Raw genomic sequence first — 20757 nt, forward strand, 5'->3', positions numbered from 1 at the left:
GGGGGGCCGTCCGAGGGGCCACCCACGGCGGTGCCGGACCGTGCCCCCGGCGTCTCCGGCGCCTGGCATCAGACCCACGCCCTGGTTGCCGATCTGGCTGTGCCCCTGCGACAGGCCGGCACACTCGAAAACGGCAGCGACCTGCTGTTCGTCGCCGTGCTCAACACCTTGTTGGTGAAGTACAGCGGCGTTCTGGGCTGGATGTACGCGCCGCGCCCGGGCCTGAGCGAGCCCACCACCCTGGTGCTGGATCTCTCCCTGCCGGGCCCTGATCGTGGCAGAGGGCCTTTCCGGTGAGCGGGAGGCGGCCGAGCTACTGGAGAAGCTGGAGCCGCTCCTGGATCGGCTCCGGGGATGATGGGCCCGATGACTGCCCACAACTGCTCGTTCATGGCCGCAGGTCTGGCTGCAGCCCTGGTGGCGATGGTGCCAGGTATCGCCGTCGCGCCCGCCACCGCGGGGCCCGTCCGGCCACAAGCCGCTGCGGAGTCCACGCTGGCAGCACTGGAGGCCCGCTCCGGCGGGCGGCTGGGGGTGTTCGCCATCGACACCGCCAGCGGCGCCAGGATCGGCCATCGGGCCGACGAACGTTTTCCCCTCTGCAGCACCTTCAAGGTGATCCTGGCAGCGGCCATGCTTCACAGGAGCCAGCGGGAGCCGGGCTTCCTGGAGCAGCGGATCCGCTTCGGCCGAGCGGATCTGGTGACCTATTCGCCGATCGCCGAGCAACACCTCCAGGACGGGCTGACGGTGGCGGAGATGGCCGCCGCCACCGTTCAGTACAGCGACAACACCGCCGCCAACCAGCTGATGGCGCGCCTGGGAGGCCCCGCCGGCCTGACCGCTTTCGCCCGGTCCATCGGCAACCGCACCTTCCGGCTCGATCGCTGGGAAACCGCCCTCAACACCGCCATCCCCGGCGATCCCCGCGACACCGACACCCCCCGCGGCATGGGCACGAGCCTCCAGGCCTTGGCGCTCGGCGCCGCCCTCGGCCCGCCCCTGCGCCTGCGGCTGCAGGACTGGCTGATCGGCAACACCACCGGCGACCGCCGGGTGCGGGCCGGGGTACCGCCCGGCTGGCGGGTGGGCGACAAGACCGGCACCTGCGGTGCCTACGGCACCGCCAACGACGTGGCCGTGCTCTGGCCGCCCGGCCGTGCACCGATCGTGCTGGCAATCTTTCACACCCAGGCCGATCCGGCCGCCCGGGCACAGGACGGTGTGCTCGCCGCAGCCACCACAATCGTGGTGGAGACCTTCAGGCCGGCGGGCCGGTAAGCACCAGCTGGTCGCGATGGACCACCGCATCCCCCACCGGCCCCAGCTGGCGGCGCACCTCCTCGCTGCTGAGGCCCATGATGCGCCGCAGCTCCTCGCTGCTCAGGGTGCTCAGGCCCCGCCCCAGTTCGCGGCCATCGCTGGCCAGCACCCGCACTGCGTCGCGCCGGGAAAAGTGGCCCTCCACCGCGCGGATGCCCACCGCCAGCAGGGAGGCCCCCTGTTGCAGCAGGGCCCGCTCGGCGCCCGCGTCCACCCGCACGCTGCCCTTCACCAGCAGGGCATGGGCCAGCCAGCTCTTGCGGTCGGCCAGGGGGGTGGCGCTGGGCTGGAACACCGTGCCCACCTTCTCACCGGCGAACAGGGCATCGAGCACCGCCGGATCGCGGCCATCGGCCAGGCGCACCCGGATGCCGCTGGAGGTGGCGATGCGGGCCGCCGCCAGCTTGGTGGTCATGCCGCCGGTGCCCCACTGGCCGCCCCCTTCAGCCACATGGCTGAGGCGTTCCAGCTCGGCCAGGTCGCGCACCTCCTCGATCGGACTGGCATCGGCATCGGTGCGCGGGTTGCCGGAATAGAGCCGGTCAACATCGGTGAGCAGCACCAGCTCATCGGCGCCGATCGCCACCGCCACCAGGGCCGAGAGGGAGTCGTTGTCGCCGAAGCGCAGTTCATCGGTGGCCAGGGTGTCGTTCTCGTTCACCACCGGCAGCACGCCCCACTCCAGCAACTGCTCCAGGGTGCGGCAGGCGTTCTGGTACCGGCGCCGGGAGGCCAGATCGCTGCGGGTGAGCAGCACCTGGGCCACCGCCATCCCCCGCACGGCGAAGGCCTCCTGGTACAGGCCCATCAGCCGGCCCTGGCCGACGGCGGCGGCGGCCTGCAGAGCCACCACCTCGCTGGGGCGCCTGCTGAAGCGGAGCGCCTCACAGCCCAGGCCCACGGCCCCGCTGGTGACCAGGGCCAGGCGGTCGCCCCGGCGCTGCTGGCGGCCGAAGCTGGCGGCCAGATCGGCGATCACCGCCGCCGTGGGGCGCTCGTTGGTGCCCCGCAGCAGGCTGGTGCCCACCTTGATCACACGCCGCAGTCCGCCGGCGGCGGGTGTGCCGGAACTTGCCATCAGCCGGGGACCGAACCCACCCAGCGGGCCATGCGCAGCTCCAGGTTCTGCAGCCGGTCCTGGCGGCAGGGCTCACCGTCCGGGTCGATCGGCTTGACCAGCACGGTGAACAGGCCCATTCGGTTGCCCACCAGCACATCGGTGAACAGCCGATCCCCCACCAGGGCCACCTGGGCGGGGGGCAGATCGAGATCCTGCAGCACTTTGCGCAGGGCGGCCCGCCGAGGCTTGCCCGCCGAGGTGGTGTAGGGAAGCCCCATCGTGTCGGCCACCGCACCGATGCGGCGCCGGGAGGGATTGTTGCTGAGCAGGTGCAGGGGCATCCGCTCGCGGGCGTGGCGCAGCCACAGCTCAGCCTGGACGGGCATGGTGGCCTGGCGGCGGGGCAGCAGGGTGCGGTCGACGTCCAGGACAAGAGCGCGAATGCCACGGTCGACGAGCTCCTGCAGCGGCAGGTGGGCCAGGGAGGTCCCCGGCAGCCAGTCGGGCGTGAGCAGGTCGCGCAGCATCAGTCGTCGCTCTCCCGTTCGTCGAGTTCGGCCTCGATGCGGGGCTGGACCCGCTCGAATTCCTCTCCCTCCACCATCACTGCGTCGGCCCCCTCCATGCGGGCCACCACGAAGAAGGGATCCAGGGGGATGTACAGGCCGTACTCCTCATCGCCGGCCATGAAGCTCACCAGCAGTTCGTAGGTCTCGCTGTCGTCGTCGCCCTCCTCATCCTCGAGTTCATCGGGATCGGGTTCCTCCAGTTCGCCGCTGACGGTGAGGGTGACAGCGGAACGCACCAGGGTCAGGTCGTGTTCCTGCAGCACCACATCCGCCACCGACAGGATCGGTTCGGTGGCGTTGAGGGTCTCCACAAGCTCGGGATCGTCGTCATCGCTGAGGCGGAACAGGCAGACCGGGGTGTCCACCGGCGTCAGCAGGGCGTAGTCGTGGCCATCGAGGGGAATCAGCTGCTCCAGGAAACACAGCAGCTGCCGGCCGCTGCCGTCCCGCACCTGCACGGTGGGCACGTCGCCGGAGCCCGTCATCGCAGGGGGGTCGGAGGCCATCGAGGGGGAGCGGGTTTACTCAGAATGAATCAGCACCGGCCCGAGTGCCCACGGCGATGGCCGCCGGGGCGACCGGATCGTCGCTGAAGGCCGTCAGGTCCAGGGGTTCGGGGCCCTCCCGCTGCCATTGCTCCAGCAACAACGCGGCCGCCGCGCTGTCGAGGCGGCCGCTGCGGTCGCCGTGCAGAGCGAAACGCTCGCCCGCCGCCCAGCTGCTGGCGTGCTCATCCACCCAGGCCAGGGGCAGGGGCTGGCCGAGGGCCGCCAGGGCCCGGGCCAGGCGCAAGCCGTAGCGGCGACAATGGATCGTCTGGGTGGTGGGCCGCTGGCCTGCATCGAGGGGCAGCCCCACCACCAGCGCCTGCACCCGTCGCTGACGCACCAGGAGCAGCAGCCGCTGCAGGTCGGACTGGAACTCCCCCCGCGCCAGCGCCGGGAGCGGCGTCACCGTGACCCCCAGCGGATCGCAGCCGGCCAGGCCGATACGGCGGCGCCCCACATCAAGGGCCAGCACCGATCGCGGCCGAGGCGTAGCCATTCAGCGCTGCAGCAGGGGCACCGTGGGCAGGCTGCCGAGGGGACCACTGGGGGTGGGCATGGGCCGCCGCCGGGGCTGAAGTTGCTCGAGAACCGCTTCGAGGCGCCGGGCCGCTCGCTTGGCCGGCTGGCCCTCCTGGCGCCGCCAGACACTGCGGGCCATCAACACCTCCTCGCCATGGGCCTCGGCCCCCAGGGCCTGCAGCCAGCTCTGGCGCTCGCCGTCGCTCACTTCGCAGCGCAGCCAGAGGCTGGTGCCCCCCTTGGCGAGGCGATGCAGCAAGGATTCGGCCGCCGCCCCAAGCAGGTGGCCCCAGCCGGGGTGGATGCTCAGCTCCACCGCCTGGCCGCCGCCGGGGTGCTCGTCGACCCAGCGCACGCCCGCCACCGCCTCATTGCGCACGGCGTCCACCAGCATCCAGCCATGGCTGCGGCTCTGGTCGAGCAGGTCTTCGATGCGGCGGTCCTGGAGCTGGCGCAGATGGGCCGGGCAGGTGGCCTGCTCCAGGTGCCACAGCAGCGGGGCGTTGCGGCGATTGAGTTGACGCAGCTGCAGGTCGGCAGGGGGAAGCGGGGTGGCGCGATCCGCCCCTGGCTGCCAGCGCCAGAGACGATCGGTGCGCTGGGGCTGGAAGCCTTGCTCCCGCAGGGTCGCCAGCCGGGACGTGTCGAGGCTGGAGGCAGTGGCGATCCAGCTGGCGGCGCCCTTCACCCGACCGATGGCCTGGCGCAGCAGATCCCCGGCCAGGGCCGCCCGGCTGGGTGCCAAGGCGTCTGGATCGGTGGCTTCGGTAGCAGCCAGGGCCAGGCGCAGATGCTGCACCTGCCAGCAGCTGCCGCTGCGGTTGAGCCGCCGGGAGACGATCAACCCCAGGGCCTGCTGGCGGGTGAGCCCCTGGCGTTGCAGCGCCACCAGCACCTGGGCAGCCAGGGGGCGGCGACTGGTGAGCGCCTTCAGTAACTGCTCCGGCAGGGCCAGCAGCAGCGAGCGCTGCAACAGCGGCTGCAGGGGCAGGAAGGCCGGATCATCCAGCAGGGGAAGATGCCAACCCTGCAGGGGCTCCACCGTCCAGCTCGGGGAGGTTCTGCCCTGGGCAGGCACTGGCACGGCAGGCACTGGCACGGCAGACGACGAAGGGGTGGGGAGAGGCGCCGGAACGCGGGACGTGACATGGGCGTTGATCGCACCATTGTCATGGACATTCTACGTGGGACGCACCAACACGAGGGGCGTGCGCTCGTTGGCATTGCCAGCGGGGTTGGGACGCAGAGCCCGCATCAGCAGGGCCTCGTCGGTGCCGCCGCTGGCGGCCAGCACCTTCACCCGTCCCAGGTCGTTGACGTCCACCACCGCCACGGCCACCCCGAGGGCCGCCGCCATCCGCTCGCACCAGGCCGCCGGCTGGTCCGGGCCCAGCACGATCGTCTGGTCGTAGGGGGGGGTGGTACCGGTGATGTCATCGATCAGGCGGGCCTGCTCCCCGGCCAGGCGATAGAACCAGCCTTTGCTGCCCACCAGCTTCAGGGCGGTGCCCACGAACCAGGCCCCCAGCACCCGGGCAGGGCCGGAGACATCAATCAGGCTCTGCAGACCGCAGGCCGTGGCCAGGGAGCTGGTGGGGTGGAACACCCGACAGAGCAGGCGGGCCAGGAAAGAGGGATCCACCGTCGACGGGTGGTGATAGCGCCCCTGGATCACCGCCAGGGGGGTCTCGCCGATGGTCAGCACATCACCGGGCTGCAGCAGGCCATCGGTGTAGCGCCGCAGCATCGCGAGTGAATCGTCGAGCACCCCCAGGAGATGGGTACGCACCGGCAGCACCCGGCAGCCCTCCCCCTCACGCCAGCCGGGGGCAGCCGGATCACCCGGTTCCGGCTTCTGCAGGGGCATCAGGATCCCCTGGCGCCGCTGCAACCGCCCGAAGGGTCCGTAGTTCACCCAGTGGATGTCCATCCAGAGGGTGTCGAGCACGCTTTCGAGATCCACGCCGGCGGGTCCGGTGAGGTTGAGGCGGATGTGGGCGGCGGTGGTCTTTCGGCCCTTGACGATGTAAGCGGCCCAGTAACCGTCGGGGCGGGCTTCTTCATCCGGGTGCTGAGGCGTGATGCGCAGCTCGTGGCGAATCTGGCTCACATCGCTGCGGCCCAGCACGGTGGGAACCAGCGTGATCTCCGGCACCATCACCTCCATGCGGGGGTGGGGGTTGCGGATGTGGATCTCCCCGGTGATCTCCAGGCCCTGGGCCCGGCGCCGCACCTGGAAGGCGCCGGGCAGCAGCTGAAGGGGGGAAGCCGGCCGCAGACGGTGGCGCAGTTCAAGCACCACCAGCCCCAGACCAAGGAGCAGCAGCAGAACCAGCAGGAAGGAAACGGGAAACGGCAAGCCGATACGTCAGGGAATGTCCGGCCGGAGCGTAGATGCACCCGTGGACCTAGTTTCGGCCCCATGGAACCGGCAGAGCCCTGGCATGCGCAAGACCTTCGTGCTCGACACCAATGTGTTGCTGCATGACCCCCAGGCCCTGAACCGCTTCGAGGACAACCAGGTGGTGATCCCGATCGAGGTGGTCGAGGAAATCGACCGCTTCAAGCGGGACCCTTCCGAGAAGGGCCGCAACGCCCGCCAGGTGTCGCGCCTGCTCGACCAACTGCGGGAGAAGGGCAACCTGGCCGAAGGGGTACCCATCGATGGCTCCAGCGGGGGCACCTTGAAGGTGGTGTTCTGCCGCAGCGAAACCCTGCGACAGTTGCCCCCCGAACTCAAGGCGGGCAACGGCGACAACAACATCCTGGCGGTGGCGCTGGAGCAGCGGCTGCAGGAGGTGGTGGGCAGCCAGCCACCGGTGGTGCTCGTCACCAAGGACACCAACCTGCGCATCAAGGCCGATGCGGTGGGCCTGATCGCCCAGGACTACACCACCGACAAGGTGGACATGGCGGACCTCTACCCGGGGTTCTGCGAGCGCTGGATGGACGCCGACCTGATGGACCGGGTCAAGGCCGGCGACGGCCTGACGGCAGACGCCATCCCGGAGCAGCCGGTTCCCGTGGCGCCCCTCCAGGCCAACGAGGGGGTGACCCTGATCGACCTGGCCCAGCCGGCCCACACCCTGCTGGCCCGCTACAACGGCCGCACCGGGACCCTGCAACCGCTGCAGAAGTCGGCCAAGGCCAAAATGGGGCGGATCCAGCCCCGCAACCGGGAGCAGGCCTTCGCGCTGGATCTGCTGCTTGATCCGGCGGTGGCCCTGGTGACCCTGGTGGGCAAGGCCGGCACCGGCAAGACCCTGCTCGCCTTGGCGGCGGGGCTGCACCAGGTGGCCGATGAGCGCCTCTACGAACGCCTTCTGGTGACCCGCCCGGTGATCTCCCTGGGCAAGGAGATGGGCTTCCTGCCAGGGGATCTCGAGGAGAAGATGGCCCCCTGGATGCAACCGATCGTCGACAACCTCGACTTCCTGCTCGGTGGCGAGGACGCCCAGGCCTCCCGGGGGGGCCATCGGCCACCGCGCAGCAACTGGAGCGATCTCAAGGGGATGGGACTGCTGGAAGTGGAGGCGATCAGCTACATCCGTGGCCGCTCGATCCCGCGCCAGTTCATGGTGGTGGATGAGGCCCAGAACCTCACCCCCCATGAGGTCAAGACGATCGTCACCCGGGTGGGAGAAGGCACCAAGATCGTGCTTACGGGCGACCCTTACCAGATCGATAATCCCTATGTGGATGCCGAGAGCAATGGCCTCACCTGGTTGGTGGAACGCTTCAAGGGCCAGCTGCTTTCCGGCCACATCACCCTGATGCGGGGAGAACGCTCAGAGCTGGCCGAACTGGCGGCGAATCTCCTGTGAGTCGGCTGCCCTGGTCCGGCACTATCCGGCAGGGACTCCGGAGAAACATCATGGCTGGAAGCTGCATTCAATCGTACCGATGATGGGACTTAAGTTGCCACTCACGCGCAGAAAAGCTTGACGGTGATTACTGCTAGCGGGGACTCCCAAGCACACGACTCCCGAGGCATCCCCCGACCAGCGTCGGCTGTGGATCTGCCTGGCGGAGGTGCTGTCGCAGTAGCGGGCTGGGCCACCGGGGGGAGTTACCAGGACGGGTAGGCCGGACTTGTGGGCAACCGCGCACTGTTCGGCGAAAGACACCGCTTCGAGGATGCTGCTGGACGCCTCGGCCATGGCCATGGCGCGAAGGTACCGGGGAAGGGCAACCGCACTGAGGATCCCCACGATGCCAACCACAATCATGAGTTCCAGGAGAGTGAACCCCGCCGATCCTGTGAGGATCGGACGCCCGCGCCACCGGCAAACTGCCCGATAGAACTCAGGTCTGAGGCCAACGGAATGGTCGGCTCGCACGGGTCGATCGTTTGGGTTCCGGGAACGAAAGGAGAACATGTCAGGCCTGCGGTCTCCCGCTCCGCAACTCGATCGTGGGGCAGGCAAGAGTCTGCAAGAAGCTCAGCAGTGTGGGCGTTGTCCTGATCAAGTGTTTAGAGCGGGCATTCGCAGTCGTTGATCAACGACAACGCCAGGACAATCTTGTCCTGATGACGAGCCGCAGATGATCGTGGACACCTTACGGAAGATCAGCGGAAAATCAAGGCTGGCTGCCTTCAGACCATCTGCTCGGGCCTGACCCAGCGATCGAACTCCTCGCCGCTGATCTCACCGAGCACCAGCGCCGCCTCCCGCAGGCTGAGCCGGTGCTGGTGGGCATGGCGGGCGATGGCGCAGGCCCGGTCGTAGCCGATGGCCGGGGTCAGAGCGGTCACGAGCATCAGGCTGCGGTCGCGTTGGGCTTCGATGTGCTCCACATCCGCCCGCAGTCCCTCAATGCAGAGTTCCCGGAACGTGCCGCAACTCCCGGCCAGCAGGTCGATGCTCTCAAGCAGGTTATGGGCGATCAGGGGCTTGAACACGTTCAGTTCGAAATTCCCCTGACTGGCGGCCATCTGGACGGCGGTGTTGTTGCCCATCACCTGCACGGCCACCATGGTGAGGCTCTCACATTGGGTGGGATTCACCTTGCCGGGCATGATGCTGGAGCCTGGTTCGTTTTCCGGCAGCACCAGCTCCCCAAGGCCGCAGCGAGGGCCGCTGGCCAGCCAGCGGATGTCGTTGGCGATCTTCATCAGGCTGCCCGCCAGCACCGTCAGGGCCCCATGGGCCGCCGCCAGCCCCTCCTGGCCGGCGAGGGCCTGGAACTTGTCGGGGGCACTGGTGAACGGCAGGCCGATACGCTCCGCCAGCCGGGCCGCCACCGCTTCGCCGAAGCCGGCGGGTGCATTCAGTCCGGTGCCCACCGCCGTGCCGCCGATAGCCAGTTGCAGCACCTGGGGCAACGTGGCCCGCAGGCTGGCCAGTCCCAGCTCCAGCTGGGAGGCGTAGCCACCGAATTCCTGGCCAAGGCTGAGGGGGACCGCGTCCTGGAGGTGGGTGCGCCCGATCTTGATCAGGCCGGCGTAAGCCGTCGCCTTGGTCCGCAGGGCGGCGATCAGGGCCTCCAGGCTGGGAACGAGCCGCTGGTGCAGGGCGCTCGCCACGGAGATGTGCATCGCGGTGGGGAAGGTGTCGTTGCTCGACTGGCTCAGGTTGACGTGGTCGTTCGGGTGGACCGGCAGCTTGCTGCCCAGTACGCCTCCTGCGGCAGCGATCGCCCGGTTGGCGATCACCTCGTTGACGTTCATGTTGGTCTGGGTGCCCGATCCGGTTTGCCAGACCCGCAACGGGAACTCAGCATCAAGCCGGCCACCGCTCACCTCGTCAGCTGCCACCACGATCAGCGCCGCCAGGAGGTCGGGGAGCACGCCTTTTGCGGCGTTCACCTCAGCGCAGGCGGCCTTGAGCTGGCCAAAGGCGTGGACCACCGCGATCGGCATCGGCGCGCCGAAGGGGAAGTTGCGCAACGAACGCTGGGTCTGGGCCCCCCAGTAATGCTCGGCCGGCACCTCCACCGGGCCGAGACTGTCGGTTTCGGTGCGGCTGGCCGGCATCAGCGGGAGGCCACCACTTCGCTGTTGAGTTCGTTGAAGCTCATGGTGGCGCTGTTGCCCGAGCCCGGCGCCATCGGGATGCCGGTGGCCTCGCTCACGGCGGCGTTGATGGCATCGACACTCACCTGACCGTGGCGATCGAAGACCACCCGTCCATCGCTGCCGATCACCACCACCTGGGGGATCAGGCCGTCCCAGTAATGGGCAGGATCCGCGGCGCCGCCATCGGGACGATTCTGGAGCGGATCGGTGACCAAGGGGATCAGGTCGATGCCGTTGCCCCAGAGGCGCTGCAGCTCCGAGACCACCGGGGCGAACTGCTTGCTGACGCTGCTGTCGTCGAGGTAGTAGACGATCACCGCCACCCGATGGTCCGCCAGGGACTGGGCCAGGCTGCTGCGGGGCGGCACCAGGGAGCCGTTGCCGGCATACAGGGCGAAGATGTTGCCGTCGTAGCGGTCGTTCTCGAGGCTGGCCGCCGCCGGGCCAGGGGACCAGGCCAGGCCCATCGCCACGATCAGCAGCAGGGCCCAGAGGCTGGCGAAGGGCCGGGACAGCAAACGGGGCAAGGGGAAGCGAGCGTCTGGGGTCATTGTGCCGTGCACACGGGCCGCCTCAGTTGCGGTTGAGGCTCCGGCCCATGCCCTGGACGATGCCGCGACCCACCAGGCCAATCGCCTTGCCCAGAACCTGGGTCAGCAGCACCACCAGCAGATCCCCCAGGCGCTTCAGCAGGCTCTGGAGCTGGGGGCCCAGGGCATCACGGGCTTCCATGGCCAGCGTGACCGCCTGCTGCACCCAGCCAAGCTGACGCAGTTCGGCGTCGCGGGGCTCGGTGAGATCCACAGAATCGATCGCGCCGGCCCCGAGGCGGAACAGGGGGCGCCGGCTTTCATAAAGGTGGATCGGCCGGTCGAACCAGCTGGTCCATCGTTGCTGGGCATTGAGCTGGTTGCGCAGCCGCTCCAGATTGCGGGTGGCCAGCAGCTCAGGACGCAACAGGTAGCGGCGCAGCTCCGGCCATTCGGCACAGGCCGCCAGCACCTCGGCGCTGATCAGCTCGGCACTGCGCACCAGCCAATTGCTGAGCAGCAGTTCCAGATAAAGAACGGCCTGGGGTTCATCCGGTGCCAGCAACTGGCCATCCACCAGCAAAGGGCGGGCCTGCAGCAGAGGAGTGAGCATGGCCAGCGGATCGGGCAGCTCCAGGTCCTCGGCGGCAAACTCGCTGCGATGCAGGAGCGTCTCCGCCACGGGGCAGAGCTTGCCGGCCATGGGCAGCTGCACGTAAGAGCCGGCCATGTGGCGCAGGGCCTGCTGGCGCAGCTCCGGTTGCAACTCCTTCCAGAGCCGCTCCAGCTGCTCGCCGCGGGGATCGTCCTGCAGCAGTCGGCGGCGCAGCCGGTCGAACTGCTCCAGCAGTCCCAGCAACAGATCACTGCGACGGGAGACGTGGAGACCGTCGAGGGCCAGGAGCTGGCCGCTGTTGTTGCTGGGGCCGGCGGCAGCGGCCTGCGTCAGCCGTTCCCGCAGGGCCTCCCAAAGTCCCTCGGCCGTGCGCTGGCGCAGGGTGATCGCCACTGCATGGCCTGAGCCCGAAGCCTGGCTGCCCGCCGTGCTGGGGGCAACGGGCTCCTCGACAATGGGCTGGCTCCAGGCCAGGCTGACCGGCCCCCAAAGCCACTGCAACAACCGACGGGCCTGCCGTAGTTCCCGCACCCGTCCCTCCAGCAGCAGCAGCGGCAGCAGCTGGGGTGGCGGTGGATCAAGCAGGCGCAGACAGAGGCGAAGCTCGGCATCGATCTGCTGCAGGCCGCTGAGCAGCAACCACTGACCCAGGCCCATGGGCACGGCGTGAGTGGCGTCAGGAACCTGGTGTGCAGGACCGATGGCCAGCACCCGGCCGCCGGCCAGCACGGTGCTGACGGCCTCCCGCAGGCTGACGGCGTCGGCCTGCTCGATCAGGCCCTGGGCCGGCAGCTGCAGCAGAAAGTCGCTGGCATAGGGGTGGTGGTCGGGGAGCAGCAGCAAAAGCGGCGCCGGATGCCAGCGTTCCAGCATTCGGCGGCTCTCGGCGTCGAGCGCCTGGGGCTCGGGCGGGGCGCCAAGGCACCAGACGATCAGCTGGGGCGGACCCTGCAGTTCGTCGCTACCCACCACTCGACAACCACTCCAACCACTGGGGTCGCCACTGGAACCCCCGGGCTCTAGCCAGCTGGAGAGGCCCGCCCTCTGCAGGGGTTCGGCGAACAGCAGCAGCTGGGGGAGGGGCTGTGCCGGACGTCGAGGCACGTTGTCAGGAGAAGAATGGCCCGACCTTAACCAAGGCGGACGCTTTTCTCCAGTGCCGCCCGGGGGTGGCCGGAAAGATGCAGGGTGTAGGACTCGATCGCGAACCCGGTTTGCGCCTCAATCTGCTGCAGGAGATTGGCGGGAAGCAGCACATCGAGATCAAGAATCTCGCCGGATCTGGTGCAGGTCAGATGGCTGTGGGGATCGGCGCGATAGCCATAAAGACGGCCGTTCGCGCGCTCAAGACATTCGATCACGCCGGCCGATTGCAGAGCCTCCAGATTCTGATAAACGGAGGTGTGGCCAATGTGGCGCCCCTGATCGTTGAGCTTTTCGAAGATGTCCCGAGCGGAAAGATGGCTTTTTTCGGCCCACAACAGATCGAGGACCATGCGCCGCTGACGGCTCAGGCGCATACCCAGGTCGCGGCAGCGCTGGTAGACCTGCTCCACGTGGCTCGGGGCTGGCGACACCAAGGGACGATCACCAACCTCGCCACGGCGGTCGCCGCCCGTGGAGGAGGAGGTGGTCGTGGTGGGATGCAACCGCTGCTGCCATAGACGATTGGTCTGTTATAGGGCAGTTGGCGCAATACCGGCATAGGCCGCGTCTTCTGCCGGCGGCTCTGCCGATGACCGCTTTCAGGCGATCGGCAGCTGCAACGGATCCTGGAGCCGCTGGTCTCCAATGGCCTGCAGAGCCTCCGCCAGATCCACCCGGCCGTCGTACAGCGCCCGTCCCACGATCACCCCGGTCACACCCTGGGGTTCAAGACTCAGCAGGCTGAGCAGATCGGTGAGACAACCCACACCCCCCGAAGCGATCACCGGCAGGGAAGACGCCTGGGCCATGGCCCGCAGCGCCGCCAGGTTGGGGCCCTCCAGCGTCCCGTCGGTGGCGATGTCGGTGCTGATGATCGCCGCCACCCCCGTGCCCTCGAGGCTGGCGGCCAGGGCCGTGGCCTCCACCGTGCTCTGCTCGATCCAGCCGCGGGTGGCCACCATCCCTTCCTTGGCATCGATTCCCACCACGATGCGGCCGGGATGGCGGCCGGCCAGGCGCTGCACCAGTTCCGGGTTCTCGACGGCCACCGTGCCCAGGATCACCCGGTCCACACCCCAGCCCAGCAGTTGTTCAGCCCGTTCCCCCGAGCGCACGCCCCCGCCCAGCTGCACCGGAATGGCCAGGGCCGCAGCGATGGCCTGCACGGCGCCGTCGTTGCAGGGAGTTCCGCTCCTGGCCCCATCGAGATCCACCAGGTGCAGCCTCGTGGCTCCCTGGCGCTGCCACTCAAGCGCCTGGGCCACGGGGTCGTCGCTGAAGCGGGTGACACGGCCGTAGTCACCCTGATGCAGACGCACACAATGCCCGTCGAGCAGATCAATGGCGGGAATGACTTGCATGACCAGGGTGACAGGGCCGCTCTGGGCTCCATCCTGTGCCATGACGCCGACCTGCTGGCCCTGACCCGATGACGCACTCCCCTCCCACGTTGGCTCCGGATGACTGGCGCCGCCTCAGGGATGCGCTCCGCTACCAGGGCCGCGACCTGCATCACCGCTCCTACGCGGTGACGTCCCGGCGCCGTGAACTGCTCTGGGAGGAGATGGATCGCTGCCTGGCGCTGGCCGATCGCATCGAGGCCCACCTGGAGCAGCTCAGCTCGGCCGCCGCCGGTCCGGAGGTCGAAACGACCGGCGACTGAGAGGGGCAGCGGCAGCGTCCTGGCCCTGAACGACGTAACTTGCCCCCATCCGCGGGCGACGGCATTCGCCAGGCCTCCGTCTCTCCCCGATGTCGCCGCTGCGGCCGCTTGCTGTTCTGCTGCTGATCGGCTGCTGCACCCCTGCCCTGGCCCAGCCGCTGGCACCTCCTCCGCTGGCGGCGCCAACGCCCCCGCCGCGCTCCCTGCTGGGCCCTGAGGGCCCGGATCCCCGCGACAGGCCACCCCCCCTGGCACCGCCGGGTTCGGTGATTGCACCGATCAACCGTCCCGATGCTCGCCTGGAGGCGGCCCTGCGGGCTCGCCTGTTCGCCGGCCCGGTGGCAGCCAGCCCGGCGGCGTCCGGCGATCCCGATCAGACCGAGTGGGAGCAGGCCCGAGCCACGGCCCAGCGCCCCGTCTGTGCCGATGTGGGGCCGCTGCGCTACCTGCACAACCGGATCGATCTCGACGGCGACGGCCGGCTGGAGACCGTGGCGGTGGTGGTGGGCTCCTACGCCTGTGCCAGCGGCGGCTGCAGCCTGCTGGTGTTCCGTGACGTCGACGGCGTGCTGGAACTGGTGGCGGAGAGCGGCCTCTTCCAGTCGCCCCTGAAGGTGATCAGCAATCGCCACCGCGGCTGGCTGGATTTCACCCTGCCCGCCAGCCTGCATGGCGCCCCCGATGGGCTGAAGGAGCTGCGTTTCGATGGCCGCACCTACCGGCCGGTGCCGCTGCCCGGGACCGCGGGCACCAGCGCAGGCCCCCCGGGAACGGTGGTGCTGGAACTGCTGCCCCTGCCCTTCGAGCGCCTGGGCCTGCCGCTGCCCTGCGGCCCCTGATCCCGGCCTGCCGCTTGAATGGCGCTCACCAACGCGGCATGGCGATGAGGATCCTGGTGATGGGCGGTACCCGCTTCGTGGGTCGCCCCCTGGTCAGCCGACTTCTGGCCGCCGGCCACCAGCTCAGCCTGTTCACCCGCGGGCGCCAGCCCCTGCCGGAGGGAATTGAACATCTACAGGGCGACCGCAGCAGCGCCGAAGGTCTGGCGATGCTGCAGGGTCGGCCCTTCGATGTGATCGTCGACAGTTCCGGCCGCACCCTGGAGGACACCCGGCAGGTGATCGAGCGCACCGGCCCCCCCTCCCACCGGCTGGTGTACGTGAGCTCGGCCGGTGTGTACGCCGACAGCGAGCTCTGGCCCCTCGACGAGGAGTCCCCCACCGACCCTCAGAGCCGCCATGCCGGCAAGCTGGAAACAGAAGGCTGGCTGCGCCAGGAGGGTATCCCCTTCACCAGCTTCCGGCCCACCTACATCGTGGGTCCGGGCAACTACAACCCGGTGGAAAGCTGGTTCTTCGATCGCCTCATGCACGGCCGGCCGGTGCCCCTCCCCGGTGACGGCAGCACCATCACCCAGCTGGGCCACGTGGGCGACCTGGCCGCCGCCATGGCCCGCTGCATTGAGGTGGAGGCCGCCGCTAACCGCATCTACAACTGCACCGGCTCCCAGGGCATCAGCTTCCGGGGCCTGGTGGCAGCCGCCGCCCGCGCCTGCGGCACCGATCCGGAGGCGGTGGAGATCCGCAGCTTTGACCCCGCCGGCCTCGACAAGAAGGCCCGAAAGGCGTTCCCGCTGCGCCTGGCCCACTTCCTCACTGACACCCACCGCGTGCGGCGGGAGCTGGCCTGGGAGCCGGAGTACGACCTGGAGGCCACCCTCGCTGACAGCTACACCAATGACTACGCCCTGCGCCCCGCCGGAAGCCCTGATTTCAGCGCTGATGCGGCGCTGCTGGGCTGAGGGGTCAGGGGCTTCCAGAAGGGCCCAAACGGAACCCTGCCGCGGCACTGTTGCCGCTGTGTTGCGGTCGTGGAAGTGTGCCCATACAGTTCTGGTCAAATTCCTCCGATTGGCCCTTCGTCCAGCTCAGTTTTGATCGCCCCCTCCCGGGAGGGTTCTGCCGCTTGAGACTGGGCACTGGTCCATGGTCATACCGAGCAAGGGCAAGTTCTTAAATCGCTGTGGTATTCACTCAACCGGTTGAAGACGAGATCTTGTAATGAGACGACGATTGCCATTGGGAATGCGTCAGGAGATCCGACATCTCTGGCGCCTGTGGAATGATCGCCTGAACAAGATTACGTTTGAAAGGACCGATGGTGCCATAGCACAGCAGCCGCCTTCCCTTGGCCTCACGCAGCCGATCATGCCGAGCGACTTCTTTGAAAACAAGATTGCCAACATCACCCGGGGGGCCGCTTTGCTGGATGGCGGGCTGATCGATAGCAACAGGAGCTGGTCCTTCTGGCACCGCATCCGCCGTCCTAATGCAGCCAATGGATTTCTTCCGGGGCGAAACATTGTCAAGGGCAAGCTCGTTGCCCTCAGTGGCGGTGGGCTTTGCCAGCTGTCTTCGATGGTCTACCACCTGGCCCTGCTGGGTGGATTAACCGTGCTGGAACGCCATCCCCACAGCCTGGATATCTATGCGGAGGATGAACGCTTCACACCATTGGGCGCTGACGCCACGGTGGTGTGGGGATTCAAGGACTTACGACTTCACAATCCCCACCCCTTTCGTGTCTCCTTTGGATTCAGAGTTGAGCAGGACAAATTGATTGGTGAACTCCGCTCTGATGCCAACCTGACGGCCCACCACGTCGAGTTTGTTCGTGTCAGTCTCGAAAGGCCATGGATTCAAGTCAATACGATGGTCAACCAATGCCTTCAAGTCTCCACGGTTTATGAACAGAAGCAGGGCTTGCAGGTCGTTACTTAGCCACAGGCCTTTTCGCTCACTTCTGTCATCCTGGGCGACGTGGCCCGGTTTCACCCCCTCGCCTCAGCCCGCAGGTACCCCAGGGCCGAGCTGAGCGCCAGCAGCAGCGACGGCCAGAACAGCCACCAGCCGGCGCCATGGAGCAGGCGCACCAGCGGCGCGCCCTGGCCCAGGCCCCAGGCCGGAGGCCAGAGCAGCAGCAGCAGGGAGAGGAACTGCAGGATCGTCTTGGCCTTGCCCCCCAGCGAGGCGGGGCCGCCGCTGCCCTGGCCGGCCCGCCAGCCGGAGATCAGCAGCTCCCGGGCCAGCAGCAGCCACACCGCCCACAGGGGCAGACCGCCCGTGTGGGCCAGCCACAGCAGCGGGGCGCTGATCAGGATCTTGTCGGTGAGGGGATCGAGCCGTGCTCCCCACACCGACCCACCGCCGGCCCGGCGGGCCAGGGCACCGTCGGCCCAGTCGCTGAGGCCGCCCAGCAGCAGCAGCACCCAGGCCAGCGCGGGCCGGCCGCCGGCCAGGGCCAGCAGCAGCGGCAACCCCAGCACGGCCCGGGCAAGCGTCAGCAGGTCGGCGAGGCGTCGCAGGGCAGGGTCCCGTTCACCAGCAGAATGCCATCACCGAGGAGATCCGCATGGTCGTCGAGCGCAGCGTGGCCGAAGTGATGACCAGCCCCGTGCTGAGTGTCACCACCACCACGCCCCTGCAGGAGGCCGTGCAGCTGATGAGCGACCACCACGTCAGCGGCCTGCCGGTGCTCGATGAGCTCGGGGCCCTGGTGGGGGAACTCAGCGAGCAGGACCTGATGGTGCGCGAAAGCGGCTTCGATGCCGGGCCCTACATGATGCTGCTCGATGCCGTCATCTACCTGCGTAACCCGCTCGACTGGGACAAGCAGGTGCACCAGGTGCTTGGCAGCACGGTGGGCGACGTGATGGGCTCCCAGCCCCATAGCTGCCCCGCCGGCACCCCTCTGCCCCAGGCCGCCCGTCTGCTGCACGACCGGGGCACCCAGCGCCTGTTCGTGCTCGACGAGCAGGAGGCCCTGGTGGGGGTGCTCACCCGCGGCGACGTGGTGCGGGCGCTGGCCGCCGAAAGCTGAGGCCACTCCGTCGGGGGGTGGGGCCCCAGGGCACCACCGTGCCGTCGGCCACCAGCCAGAGCACCTCGCCCTCCGGGCAGGGATGGCCGCCGGTGAGCTGGCCGAAGGCCGGCAGGACCAACTGCTCGGCGCGCGGGTCGTAGGCGAAGCAGGGAAGACGCAGCCGGTCGGCGCCGCCACCGATCAGGGCGACCGGGTGGCGATGGCCGCAGAGATTCAGGTGGCCGGCCCTGGGCTCGGGGGCGTGGCTCAACCAGAGGGGGCCCAGGGCCAGCGAAGGCTCCTGCGCCAGCCCCTCGAGCCAGCACCCCCGCTCGTGGTTGCCGCCGATCAGCCGCAGGGTGCAGCCGAGCAGGTCGGGCAGGGCCTGAAGCTTCTGGCGCAGGTCCGCCGTCAGCCCCAGCCGGCTGTGAATCAGATCACCCAGCACCAGCACCTGGGCGGGGCGATGGCTGTGGGCCAGCGCCAGCAGGGCGTTGAAGGTGGCCCCATCGCCGTCGCTGGGGAGCGGGATGCCCTGGCTCTGGAAGCTCTCCGCCTTGCCCAGGTGCAGGTCCGCCACCAGCAGCAGCCCCTGCTGCGGCTCCCAGACGGCCCGCTCCGCCAGCAGCTGAAGACGGTGCCCCCGCCAGAGAAATTCGGCCGAACCCGACACGTCCATGGTGAATCCGTCAACGTGCCGATGGGGGCGGGCCAGGGGAGATCCCCCCATCGTCTCCAACGACAATCGACCCAGCGCGAGGTCCCCGATGACGTCAAGCCAGCCGGATGCCAGCACCGACCCGAGGGCCTGCCTGCTGCGGCTGGCGCCCTACCTGCTGGGCCGGACCCGCCGCGGGGTCGTCGGCAGCAGCCGCTATGCCCAGAAACTGCGGGACGCCATCCGCGCCGCCTCCGCCGACACCAGCCGCCAGGCCGTGCTGATCAGCGGCGAGCCCGGCCTGGAAAAGGACAACCTCGCCTCCCTGATCCACTTCGGCTCGTCGGCCCGCAAGCAGCTTCTGGTGCGCATCAACTGCGCCCTGCTCCGCCCTGACGGCGCCGAGCTGTTCGCGGCCCCCGCCGGTGGCGTCGCCCTGATCGACTGCATCGGCGCCGGCGGGCTGCTGCTGGATCAGATCGACCGCGCCGCCCCGGCGTTGCGACCCGCCCTGCTGGAGCTGGCCCGCAGCGGCCGCTGGCGCTCGCCGGAGGCTGACCACGCCGACCACGTCTTCGCCGGGCGGGTGTTCCTCACCGCCGAGGCGAGCGCCCCCGATTTCGACGCCCTCTGCTGCCACATCCGCGTGCCACCGCTGCGGGTGCGGCGCCAGGACCTGGGCGAATGGCTGCGCTACGGCGTGCGCCAGAAGGCCCTCAGCCTCGGCTGGAGCCAGCCGCCGGCCGTGGGGGAGGGGCTGGTGAAGCGCCTCCAGACCTACGACTTCCCGGGCAACGTGCGGGAGTTGCTGGAGCTGATCGAGCGGGCCCTGCGCCAGTGCAGCGGCGACCATCCGGAGGAGCTGCCGGAGGACGTGTTCTGGACCCTGCGGCGTCCCCAGCGGGCCCGCTTCGACCTCTGGCGCTGGAAACCCTGGCTGCGGGACGCCATGCGCTCACCCCTGCTCTGGAACACCCTGCTGTTCGGGGTGGTGAGCTGGGTGTTCGTGCTGGTGAACCTGTGGCTCTGGTGGGGACCCCAGGACCGCGGCCACAACGGCGGCCTGAATCTCTTCTGGGCCTGGTGGTGGCCGCTGATCCTGCTGGGCTACCCCCTGGTGGGCCGCCTGTGGTGCTCCTTCTGCCCGTTCATGGTCTGGGGGGAGATCAGCCAGAGACTGGCGAAGTGTCTGGGCTGGCGGCCGGCCCGCTGGCCGCGGGGCGACAGCGACCGCTGGGCGGCGCCCCTGCTGGCGGCAGGCTTCGCGGCGATCCTCCTGTGGGAGGAACTGGGCGACCTGCGCAACAGTGCCCGCCAGAGCAGCGCCCTGCTGCTGCTGATCACCGCCGGGGCCGTGGTCGGCTCGCTGCGCTTCGAGAAGCGCTTCTGGTGCCGCCACCTCTGCCCGGTGGGCGGCATGAACGGCCTGTTCGCCAAGCTGGCCATCAGCGAACTGCGGGCCGAAGCGGGCACCTGCAGCGGCAGCTGCAGCAGCTACGCCTGCTTCAAGGGGGGGCCGGCGGAAGGGGAGGGCCTGGCCACCGCCGGTTGCCCCCTCGGCACCCATCCGGCCCACCTGGCCGACAACCGCAACTGCGTGCTCTGCCTCTCCTGCGCCCAGGCCTGCCCGCACCGGTCGGTGCAGCTGCGCCTGCGCCCCCCCGCCGCCGACCTGCAGCGCGACATGGCCCCGCCCGCCGGTGAGGCGGGGCTGATCCTGGTGCTGGCCGGCGGGATCTGCCTGCGGCACTGGGAACGGCTGCTGGGCTGGCTGCCCCTGGCGCCGGAGCTCCTGGAGCAGGGACCCCTGCTGGGCCGCCTGGCCTTCGCCGTCCTGGCGCTGGCCCTGCCGGCGGGGCTGTGGCTGCTGCTGCGGCCCCTGCTGGGGTGGCTGCGCCCCGCCAGCTCGAGCTGGCTGCTGCTCTACGCGCTGCTGCCGCTGCTGTGGGGGCTGCTGCTGGCCCAGCATCTGCCGATGGGGATGGCGGAGGGGGGCCGGCTGCTGCCGGTGAGCACCGAAACCCTCTGGCCGACCCTGGCTGCCCGGCTGCCCGCCTGGAGCGCCGATGGCCATGTGATCGCCTTCTGCCAGAGCCTGGCGGTGCTGGTGGGGGTGGGCGGATCCCTGCTGCTGCTGCGGCGCCTGCTGCAGCTGGCCTTCTGGAGTGGTCCCTCCCTCGCCCTGTCGGGCCTGGTGATCGCCCTGGGAAGCGGGGGGCGCTGGCTGGTGGCAGGGGGCTGACGC

General features: G+C 69.2%; 23 protein-coding genes. 9 read left to right on the forward strand and 14 right to left on the reverse strand.

Going from position 1 to position 20757, the window contains the following annotated elements; translation table 11 throughout:
* The first annotated feature begins 30 nt into the window (after positions 1 to 30).
* Together KBY95_RS13235 and bla are read left to right on the forward strand one after the other, a co-directional pair.
* The gene (locus KBY95_RS13235; protein WP_254965609.1) at positions 31 to 297 is read left to right on the forward strand and encodes a hypothetical protein; all 267 of its coding nucleotides are present in this window, start codon (positions 31 to 33) and stop codon (positions 295 to 297) included.
* Between the two features lie 126 nt (positions 298 to 423).
* A complete protein-coding gene (gene bla / locus KBY95_RS13240) occupies positions 424 to 1281 on the forward strand; it encodes a class A beta-lactamase (protein WP_396095026.1) in 858 nt (285 codons plus the stop codon).
* Here the strand turns inward: bla and proB are convergent.
* From proB to KBY95_RS13270, 6 genes are all read right to left on the reverse strand, one after another.
* Positions 1262 to 2401: a glutamate 5-kinase gene (gene proB, locus KBY95_RS13245; RefSeq protein WP_254965611.1), complete on the reverse strand. Its 1140-nt coding sequence runs from the start codon at positions 2399 to 2401 to the stop codon at positions 1262 to 1264. The two genes, bla and proB, sit on opposite strands and share 20 nt — an antisense overlap.
* Entirely contained in the window at positions 2401 to 2910 is a 510-nt protein-coding gene (locus KBY95_RS13250; RefSeq protein WP_254965612.1) for a YqeG family HAD IIIA-type phosphatase, read from the reverse strand. The genes proB and KBY95_RS13250 overlap by 1 nt, the downstream gene beginning before the upstream one ends.
* A complete protein-coding gene (locus KBY95_RS13255) occupies positions 2910 to 3458 on the reverse strand; it encodes a DUF3727 domain-containing protein (protein WP_216909093.1) in 549 nt (182 codons plus the stop codon). Before KBY95_RS13255 ends, KBY95_RS13250 begins: the two co-directional genes overlap by 1 nt.
* Before the next feature lie 19 nt (positions 3459 to 3477).
* Complete coding sequence (gene ruvX / locus KBY95_RS13260) at positions 3478 to 3996, reverse strand: Holliday junction resolvase RuvX (protein ID WP_254965613.1); 519 nt, start codon at positions 3994 to 3996, stop codon at positions 3478 to 3480.
* Positions 3997 to 5103 (reverse strand): hypothetical protein, encoded by a 1107-nt coding sequence (locus KBY95_RS13265; protein WP_254965614.1) that lies wholly within the window; start codon positions 5101 to 5103, stop codon positions 3997 to 3999.
* 96 nt (positions 5104 to 5199) lie between these two features.
* Positions 5200 to 6378, reverse strand: coding sequence for a F420-0:Gamma-glutamyl ligase (locus KBY95_RS13270; protein WP_254965615.1), 1179 nt, complete (start codon positions 6376 to 6378; stop codon positions 5200 to 5202).
* An 85-nt stretch (positions 6379 to 6463) separates the two neighbouring features.
* Here KBY95_RS13270 and KBY95_RS13275 point away from each other — a divergent pair, with 85 nt between their 5' ends.
* Complete coding sequence (locus tag KBY95_RS13275; RefSeq protein ID WP_254965616.1) at positions 6464 to 7843, forward strand: PhoH family protein; 1380 nt, start codon at positions 6464 to 6466, stop codon at positions 7841 to 7843.
* Between the two features lie 48 nt (positions 7844 to 7891).
* On the opposite strand, the gene KBY95_RS16430 is transcribed toward KBY95_RS13275, so the two are convergent.
* From KBY95_RS16430 to hisA, 6 genes are all read right to left on the reverse strand, one after another.
* Positions 7892 to 8398 (reverse strand): prepilin-type N-terminal cleavage/methylation domain-containing protein, encoded by a 507-nt coding sequence (locus KBY95_RS16430; protein WP_315858933.1) that lies wholly within the window; start codon positions 8396 to 8398, stop codon positions 7892 to 7894.
* A 218-nt stretch (positions 8399 to 8616) separates the two neighbouring features.
* Complete coding sequence (gene fumC, locus KBY95_RS13285; protein ID WP_254965656.1) at positions 8617 to 9999, reverse strand: class II fumarate hydratase; 1383 nt, start codon at positions 9997 to 9999, stop codon at positions 8617 to 8619.
* Positions 9996 to 10589 (reverse strand): thylakoid membrane photosystem I accumulation factor, encoded by a 594-nt coding sequence (locus KBY95_RS13290; RefSeq protein ID WP_396095024.1) that lies wholly within the window; start codon positions 10587 to 10589, stop codon positions 9996 to 9998. The genes fumC and KBY95_RS13290 overlap by 4 nt, the downstream gene beginning before the upstream one ends.
* Positions 10590 to 10611: 22 nt before the next feature.
* Positions 10612 to 12288 (reverse strand): DUF3685 domain-containing protein, encoded by a 1677-nt coding sequence (locus KBY95_RS13295; protein ID WP_254965617.1) that lies wholly within the window; start codon positions 12286 to 12288, stop codon positions 10612 to 10614.
* 26 nt (positions 12289 to 12314) lie between these two features.
* A complete protein-coding gene (locus tag KBY95_RS13300; protein WP_254965658.1) occupies positions 12315 to 12704 on the reverse strand; it encodes a Fur family transcriptional regulator in 390 nt (129 codons plus the stop codon).
* 225 nt (positions 12705 to 12929) lie between these two features.
* Entirely contained in the window at positions 12930 to 13691 is a 762-nt protein-coding gene (hisA, locus tag KBY95_RS13305; protein ID WP_254965659.1) for a 1-(5-phosphoribosyl)-5-[(5-phosphoribosylamino)methylideneamino]imidazole-4-carboxamide isomerase, read from the reverse strand.
* A 68-nt stretch (positions 13692 to 13759) separates the two neighbouring features.
* Between hisA and KBY95_RS13310 the strand changes: the two genes are divergently transcribed.
* The 4 genes from KBY95_RS13310 to KBY95_RS13325 all read left to right on the forward strand — a co-directional run bounded on the left by KBY95_RS13310 (position 13760) and on the right by KBY95_RS13325 (position 16773).
* Positions 13760 to 13993 (forward strand): hypothetical protein, encoded by a 234-nt coding sequence (locus tag KBY95_RS13310; RefSeq protein WP_254965618.1) that lies wholly within the window; start codon positions 13760 to 13762, stop codon positions 13991 to 13993.
* Positions 13994 to 14082: 89 nt separating this feature from the next.
* Positions 14083 to 14832, forward strand: a complete 750-nt coding sequence (locus KBY95_RS13315; RefSeq protein ID WP_254965619.1) for a hypothetical protein — start codon at positions 14083 to 14085, stop codon at positions 14830 to 14832.
* A 44-nt stretch (positions 14833 to 14876) separates the two neighbouring features.
* Positions 14877 to 15794, forward strand: a complete 918-nt coding sequence (locus KBY95_RS13320; protein ID WP_254965660.1) for an NAD-dependent epimerase/dehydratase family protein — start codon at positions 14877 to 14879, stop codon at positions 15792 to 15794.
* Between the two features lie 283 nt (positions 15795 to 16077).
* Positions 16078 to 16773: a VanW family protein gene (locus KBY95_RS13325; RefSeq protein ID WP_254965621.1), complete on the forward strand. Its 696-nt coding sequence runs from the start codon at positions 16078 to 16080 to the stop codon at positions 16771 to 16773.
* Positions 16774 to 16823: 50 nt separating this feature from the next.
* Here KBY95_RS13325 and KBY95_RS13330 read toward each other — a convergent pair whose 3' ends face one another.
* Complete coding sequence (locus tag KBY95_RS13330) at positions 16824 to 17357, reverse strand: CDP-alcohol phosphatidyltransferase family protein (protein WP_254965661.1); 534 nt, start codon at positions 17355 to 17357, stop codon at positions 16824 to 16826.
* Between the two features lie 47 nt (positions 17358 to 17404).
* On the opposite strand from KBY95_RS13330, the gene KBY95_RS13335 reads away from it, so the two are divergent.
* A complete protein-coding gene (locus KBY95_RS13335; protein ID WP_254965622.1) occupies positions 17405 to 17872 on the forward strand; it encodes a CBS domain-containing protein in 468 nt (155 codons plus the stop codon).
* On the opposite strand, the gene pdeM is transcribed toward KBY95_RS13335, so the two are convergent.
* Entirely contained in the window at positions 17829 to 18533 is a 705-nt protein-coding gene (gene pdeM, locus KBY95_RS13340; RefSeq protein WP_254965623.1) for a ligase-associated DNA damage response endonuclease PdeM, read from the reverse strand. The two genes, KBY95_RS13335 and pdeM, sit on opposite strands and share 44 nt — an antisense overlap.
* An 88-nt stretch (positions 18534 to 18621) precedes the next feature.
* On the opposite strand from pdeM, the gene KBY95_RS13345 reads away from it, so the two are divergent.
* The gene (locus KBY95_RS13345) at positions 18622 to 20754 is read left to right on the forward strand and encodes a 4Fe-4S binding protein (RefSeq protein ID WP_254965624.1); all 2133 of its coding nucleotides are present in this window, start codon (positions 18622 to 18624) and stop codon (positions 20752 to 20754) included.
* Positions 20755 to 20757: the final 3 nt, after the last annotated feature.

The sequence above is a fragment of the Cyanobium sp. Aljojuca 7A6 genome, from assembly GCF_024346455.1.
Classification (GTDB): domain Bacteria; phylum Cyanobacteriota; class Cyanobacteriia; order PCC-6307; family Cyanobiaceae; genus Cyanobium.

Excerpts from the sequence above, each read along its gene's own strand:
- bla (WP_396095026.1), top strand. The coding sequence starts at position 424 with ATGGTGCCAGGTATCGCCGTCGCGCCCGCCACCGCGGGGCCCGTCCGG.
- proB (WP_254965611.1), bottom strand. The coding sequence starts at position 2,401 with ATGGCAAGTTCCGGCACACCCGCCGCCGGCGGACTGCGGCGTGTGATC.
- KBY95_RS13250 (WP_254965612.1), bottom strand. The coding sequence starts at position 2,910 with ATGCTGCGCGACCTGCTCACGCCCGACTGGCTGCCGGGGACCTCCCTG.
- KBY95_RS13255 (WP_216909093.1), bottom strand. The coding sequence starts at position 3,458 with ATGGCCTCCGACCCCCCTGCGATGACGGGCTCCGGCGACGTGCCCACC.
- ruvX (WP_254965613.1), bottom strand. The coding sequence starts at position 3,996 with ATGGCTACGCCTCGGCCGCGATCGGTGCTGGCCCTTGATGTGGGGCGC.
- KBY95_RS13275 (WP_254965616.1), top strand. The coding sequence starts at position 6,464 with ATGCGCAAGACCTTCGTGCTCGACACCAATGTGTTGCTGCATGACCCC.
- KBY95_RS16430 (WP_315858933.1), bottom strand. The coding sequence starts at position 8,398 with ATGTTCTCCTTTCGTTCCCGGAACCCAAACGATCGACCCGTGCGAGCC.
- KBY95_RS13290 (WP_396095024.1), bottom strand. The coding sequence starts at position 10,589 with ATGACCCCAGACGCTCGCTTCCCCTTGCCCCGTTTGCTGTCCCGGCCC.
- KBY95_RS13300 (WP_254965658.1), bottom strand. The coding sequence starts at position 12,704 with ATGCGCCTGAGCCGTCAGCGGCGCATGGTCCTCGATCTGTTGTGGGCC.
- hisA (WP_254965659.1), bottom strand. The coding sequence starts at position 13,691 with ATGCAAGTCATTCCCGCCATTGATCTGCTCGACGGGCATTGTGTGCGT.
- KBY95_RS13310 (WP_254965618.1), top strand. The coding sequence starts at position 13,760 with ATGACGCACTCCCCTCCCACGTTGGCTCCGGATGACTGGCGCCGCCTC.
- KBY95_RS13315 (WP_254965619.1), top strand. The coding sequence starts at position 14,083 with ATGTCGCCGCTGCGGCCGCTTGCTGTTCTGCTGCTGATCGGCTGCTGC.
- KBY95_RS13320 (WP_254965660.1), top strand. The coding sequence starts at position 14,877 with ATGAGGATCCTGGTGATGGGCGGTACCCGCTTCGTGGGTCGCCCCCTG.
- KBY95_RS13325 (WP_254965621.1), top strand. The coding sequence starts at position 16,078 with ATGCGTCAGGAGATCCGACATCTCTGGCGCCTGTGGAATGATCGCCTG.
- KBY95_RS13335 (WP_254965622.1), top strand. The coding sequence starts at position 17,405 with ATGGTCGTCGAGCGCAGCGTGGCCGAAGTGATGACCAGCCCCGTGCTG.
- pdeM (WP_254965623.1), bottom strand. The coding sequence starts at position 18,533 with ATGGACGTGTCGGGTTCGGCCGAATTTCTCTGGCGGGGGCACCGTCTT.
- KBY95_RS13345 (WP_254965624.1), top strand. The coding sequence starts at position 18,622 with ATGACGTCAAGCCAGCCGGATGCCAGCACCGACCCGAGGGCCTGCCTG.